This window comes from Ochrobactrum chromiisoli (assembly GCF_026241335.1).
Lineage (GTDB): Bacteria > Pseudomonadota > Alphaproteobacteria > Rhizobiales > Rhizobiaceae > Brucella > Brucella chromiisoli.
The window spans coordinates 1-3,946 of the sequence record NZ_JAPHAV010000043.1 but is presented as its reverse complement, the minus strand read 5'-3'; the positions used below and the strand labels follow the sequence as shown (position 1 = coordinate 3,946).

The following is a 3,946-nucleotide window of genomic DNA, read 5'->3' as shown; positions in this document are numbered from 1 at the left end:
TGTTTCCTCATCGCCTGGGGTTATCTGAATTTCGGATGGGTGATTGCCGCTAAAATCATTTCCATCGCGATTTGCTTGTGATCGTGCTGCGAGCGTCCGATATCGACGTATGCCTTGATGCCTGAGGGCAGATGTGTCACTTGCACCCCGCTAGGCATGCCGACATGCTGTCCGCCTTTCTGGTGGATGCCGTGGATTGGGTAGACCTCGAATTTCAACTGATCGGCTGGGATTTCCATCGCCCTCTCCTATGCCGCTTGCTCAATGCCGCGCAGCTTGTTTCGTGCCATGTGCAGGAGCCTTTCCGCTTCCGCCTCCGTCTTTCCCATAATCCTTGCTATCTCCACTGTGTCGTAGCCTTTGCGGAAAAGCCTGTGGGCCTGTGCTGGACATGAATTTCCGTTAAGAACTTTCTTCTGGCTTCCAATGCGCTTGATAAGTGCTGGAGCGTAGCCTTTGTGTTTTCCCATAGGGTGATGAGTTGAAAGCATCATGCGGCCTCCACACTCAGTGGCCCGTAAACCGTCCCGGTTTTTGCGACCCATAGCGAACCGACAGGATATTCATGCTTTGCACGGTGCACCCATGAGCCATGATCGATCCCAACGGCGATAATTTTGCGGCCTTTGGTATTGTCTATTTTGCTGGCCTTGCGATGATGCTCTGCTGCTTCCCTGCGCGCTGCCTCTACCTCACGGACATAAGCCATGCTGTCGAGGATCGGCTTCATGACGCGCTCGCACTCACGGCGGAGTTCTGGCGGCGAAGGCATGAAACCATGCTGTAGCTCTGAATGTCCCTGAATGATGTTCTGGACAGCCATTTCTAAGCTGTGACGAGAAACACCATGAAGCGCCCGGAAATAGACTTCCTTGAACAACTTACGGTCACTTTGAACCCGCGCTGGCAATGCGGAGAGGATGTACATTGCCTTCGAAATATCCTCCTCCGTGACCAACATCGAGTATGCTTGATTGGTGGCTATCTGGTTCATCTCGTAAAATTCCTCTCTCAATCAGTTCGTCTCGCCAAATGTCAGTCGCGCTCTCACCACGTCGGTACGGCGGATCTGATCGATGTGCAGAGAATTTCGGATCGGCTTCATCGAGCCAGCACTGGCCGTTGAGCCACGTCGAAGCGTGTTTCGTGTATTCGGGGTTTTCGCCTTGGCGGCTGGCGGCATAGCGACGAATGCCAGCCATGATCGTTTCCAGATCGCTTTGCTTTCGAGCAGCACGGAAGGCCTTGAGAGCCTGACCCTTGCCGACACGGCGGGGATAGGCTGGCCAAAACTGTTGCTCGAACTCAGTTTCGAGCGAAATTGAGGAAGCGTTAGCTTCCGAAATTGTGGAAGGGGTAGTTTTTTCTTTAGGGGGTGTGGGGGAGGTTTCTTTTTTAGGGGAAACCACATCCGTTACCGTAACGCCCGTAACGTTACTTTCGTTACTAGTAACGCCCTGCTGTGTCTTTCGCTTGGCACGGAAACGGGCCTGCCGTTCAGCGTTTGATGATCGCGAAGACATCGAAGCCTTAACGACCGCAGCAATCTGCTCGGCTGTGCAACCGCTGGCAACCATGGCATCAAGGATTTCAGGCTTGATCATGCGGACTGCGCCTCCTCGGCGCGCTGCAAGATGACGACGCACTCCTCTTTCAAACCGGCATCCCACGTCATTGTGAGGCGTTCACAGAGGTTGTCGTTCTTGATGACCTTGTAATGCTGGAGAACGTCGAGAAGCGCTTTCATGCGATTGTCGAGGTCCATGCGCTTATGCGGACGCCTCAAAGCAACTGAGATGCTGAAAGGCCCGTCAATGAATTCATTCTTGCCGTTGAGGAAATACCCGCAGTCATCGCGCCATTTGTTATAGGCGCTCGTGCGGTGCTTGGTTTTTCCATGGCCTTCGTAAATATCCCAGACAGACGGCGGGAATGGGAGAGCGAGCTTGATCATGCTGCCGCCTCGCCTTCTGCCTTGCGGGCGATGGCGTTGCGATAATCCTGTGCGACTGCTTCAAGCACAGCTACGTCACCACGACGGTTTTCCAGTTCGTGATCTGGCCGCTTGTTCTTGCCAGATGAGAAATCACCAAGCCACCACAGGCGCTCGTTTCTGATCTTCTCGATACCGGCTAGCTTTTGCTGGAGTGTGATGTTCATAGGTATCTCCACGCGAGCAGGAACGCGCCAGCGCCAATCAAGGCGATGGTGAGAGCCGTCGAAAGTGCTGAGACGAGAGCGGCGTGAAAGAGGTTCATGCTGCCTCCCCTAAAGTCGGAGTGCGGCCTTCCCAAAGAATGCGCGGTGAATATGCTCCACCCTTTGGCCCCCAGACATACCAAGCATGATCTTCGGTGCCGGAGGAATCGCCCGGAAACCATTGGATGCGGTCAACAAGTGCAATCTTGGCCCAGAAGCGAGGATTGTCACGGAACAGGTCGGAGCGGGTTTTGCCAAAATCGAATTTGGCCGTAAGCAACAACGCAACGATGCCATCACAGCGTTCCAGCGCAAGGCGCGCAAAACTCACCGCGTCACGGTTTCCTTTGCCGTAAGGCGGGTTTGTAATGATTGCCTCTATGGAAGGCTCATTGTGTGGGCGGTCTTTCAGAAAATCGAATAAGGCGTCGTGCTCACGGTCGTATGTGGCAATGTCAGAGGTACGGACGATTCCGCCGTTGTCGCGCAAAACATCAGCCATCAGGTGATTGCCTGCGGCTGGCTCCCATACGTAGAGTCCACGAACCGGAAAGTGGCGCAGAAAGGCTTCAGTAGCCCAAGGCTCTGTCTGGTACAGATCATTTTCAGCACGAGCATAGTTTGACGCAACAACGGTCATTTATCGCCCTTCTCTATTCTGGTCGGATAGGTTTCCTGATCCTTTTGCCGCTGGACTTTTCGTCGCCAGTACTGGCGCAACTTCTGCCATGCGGTCACTGAGTGGCGCTCCAGCCAAAGTATCAGTGAGGCCAAGCAGTTTCGAATGACGCGCATGAGCCAATTCCCTCTCGGCTTCGTATGTTTTGTCTGATGCGTCGCTTACGGCCTTGTAAGCGCGCACGATTGCCGCATAAGCGGACACAGGCATGTCTTTGATTGAACGGTATCGCAGGCGGTGCATCCAAGATGCTGGCGCTCCATAAAGGCGCTCGGCACGGTGCATTGCGGCGTCAACAGTATCGCCCGGACCCCGGAAGGTCCGTTCAAGGATGAATTCGCTCATACCTTTTGCGTTGCTGACGAAATCGACACTCATTTTGTCAGATCCTTCAAAACCTTTGTCGGACATTGCAAAGCTCTCCAGCTACGTTTCAGGACAGCAAGAGCCTGAAACGAAATCGTAGATGGAGAGACTGTTTGGAACACATCGGACACGCGGCTTGGAGAGTTCTGCAAAACGCTCGTAAAGCCGCGATAGCCCGAAGAAATGACGAAGACGCGGAAAGGCGTAGTGAAGTGTTCAAGGTTCAAAAGAGGCCTGCCACCACGCGCCAGCACCCCGCGCCCACTGTTGCGGGAGAAAGTGCTGGACTTGAAAGAACGCGCAAAAAGCGCCCCGCAAGTTCTGAGAATTGAGATTGAGCGAGGTTTATTCCTCATCGCCGCCCTCGCTCGAAAGGAGAGCCGTGCCACGCTTATTGAAAGGTGGCACGGCTTTTTCGTCTGCCGCTTGGGAGGCAGGGGAAGCAGACGAAGGGGAAACAGTTGCGGGGCTTTCACCCGCTCCGGCATGGCTCACGCTACCGTCATCCGGCCTTTGCCGGGACACCTCACGGGCGTTTTCCGCTGCCGCACTTCCAGCCTCAAAAGAGCTTTCCGTGGCGCGGTCCATTACTGTCGCCCATTTGGACGAAAGGAGATTTGATAAAGCATGATGACGAGTGCGACCGCTCGCGCCTTTGCCGGTGATCTGGCAAGTCGCAATGAAATTACCGTCTTGTGTGGG

At 54.4% G+C, this 3,946-nt stretch carries 8 protein-coding genes and 1 pseudogene; all 9 read right to left on the bottom strand.

The features are described from left to right. Positions 1-20: 20 nt before the first annotated feature. Entirely contained in the window at positions 21-239 is a 219-nt protein-coding gene (locus tag OPR82_RS22605; protein ID WP_265987207.1) for a hypothetical protein, read from the bottom strand. Between the two features lie 9 nt (positions 240-248). Next, positions 249-494, bottom strand: coding sequence for a hypothetical protein (locus OPR82_RS22600; protein WP_265987206.1), 246 nt, complete (start codon positions 492-494; stop codon positions 249-251). Then, positions 491-823: a hypothetical protein gene (locus OPR82_RS22595; protein ID WP_265987204.1), complete on the bottom strand. Its 333-nt coding sequence runs from the start codon at positions 821-823 to the stop codon at positions 491-493. Before OPR82_RS22595 ends, OPR82_RS22600 begins: the two co-directional genes overlap by 4 nt. Positions 824-887: 64 nt before the next feature. Further along, a complete protein-coding gene (locus OPR82_RS22590) occupies positions 888-1,604 on the bottom strand; it encodes a hypothetical protein (RefSeq protein WP_265987202.1) in 717 nt (238 codons plus the stop codon). Then, entirely contained in the window at positions 1,601-1,954 is a 354-nt protein-coding gene (locus OPR82_RS22585; protein WP_265987201.1) for a RusA family crossover junction endodeoxyribonuclease, read from the bottom strand. Before OPR82_RS22585 ends, OPR82_RS22590 begins: the two co-directional genes overlap by 4 nt. Further along, positions 1,951-2,160 (bottom strand): hypothetical protein, encoded by a 210-nt coding sequence (locus OPR82_RS22580; RefSeq protein ID WP_265987200.1) that lies wholly within the window; start codon positions 2,158-2,160, stop codon positions 1,951-1,953. Before OPR82_RS22580 ends, OPR82_RS22585 begins: the two co-directional genes overlap by 4 nt. 94 nt (positions 2,161-2,254) lie before the next feature. Further along, positions 2,255-2,839 carry a hypothetical protein gene (locus OPR82_RS22575; protein WP_265987199.1) on the bottom strand — a complete coding sequence of 195 codons (585 nt, stop codon included), beginning with the start codon at positions 2,837-2,839 and terminating at the stop codon, positions 2,255-2,257. Beyond that, positions 2,840-3,289 carry a hypothetical protein gene (locus OPR82_RS22570; protein WP_265987198.1) on the bottom strand — a complete coding sequence of 150 codons (450 nt, stop codon included), beginning with the start codon at positions 3,287-3,289 and terminating at the stop codon, positions 2,840-2,842. Between the two features lie 300 nt (positions 3,290-3,589). Beyond that, positions 3,590-3,946 (bottom strand): annotated as a pseudogene (locus OPR82_RS22565) (hypothetical protein); the annotation flags it as partial.

Excerpts from the sequence above, each read along its gene's own strand:
- OPR82_RS22605 (WP_265987207.1), bottom strand. The coding sequence starts at position 239 with ATGGAAATCCCAGCCGATCAGTTGAAATTCGAGGTCTACCCAATCCAC.
- OPR82_RS22600 (WP_265987206.1), bottom strand. The coding sequence starts at position 494 with ATGATGCTTTCAACTCATCACCCTATGGGAAAACACAAAGGCTACGCT.
- OPR82_RS22595 (WP_265987204.1), bottom strand. The coding sequence starts at position 823 with ATGGCTGTCCAGAACATCATTCAGGGACATTCAGAGCTACAGCATGGT.
- OPR82_RS22590 (WP_265987202.1), bottom strand. The coding sequence starts at position 1,604 with ATGATCAAGCCTGAAATCCTTGATGCCATGGTTGCCAGCGGTTGCACA.
- OPR82_RS22585 (WP_265987201.1), bottom strand. The coding sequence starts at position 1,954 with ATGATCAAGCTCGCTCTCCCATTCCCGCCGTCTGTCTGGGATATTTAC.
- OPR82_RS22580 (WP_265987200.1), bottom strand. The coding sequence starts at position 2,160 with ATGAACATCACACTCCAGCAAAAGCTAGCCGGTATCGAGAAGATCAGA.
- OPR82_RS22575 (WP_265987199.1), bottom strand. The coding sequence starts at position 2,839 with ATGACCGTTGTTGCGTCAAACTATGCTCGTGCTGAAAATGATCTGTAC.
- OPR82_RS22570 (WP_265987198.1), bottom strand. The coding sequence starts at position 3,289 with ATGTCCGACAAAGGTTTTGAAGGATCTGACAAAATGAGTGTCGATTTC.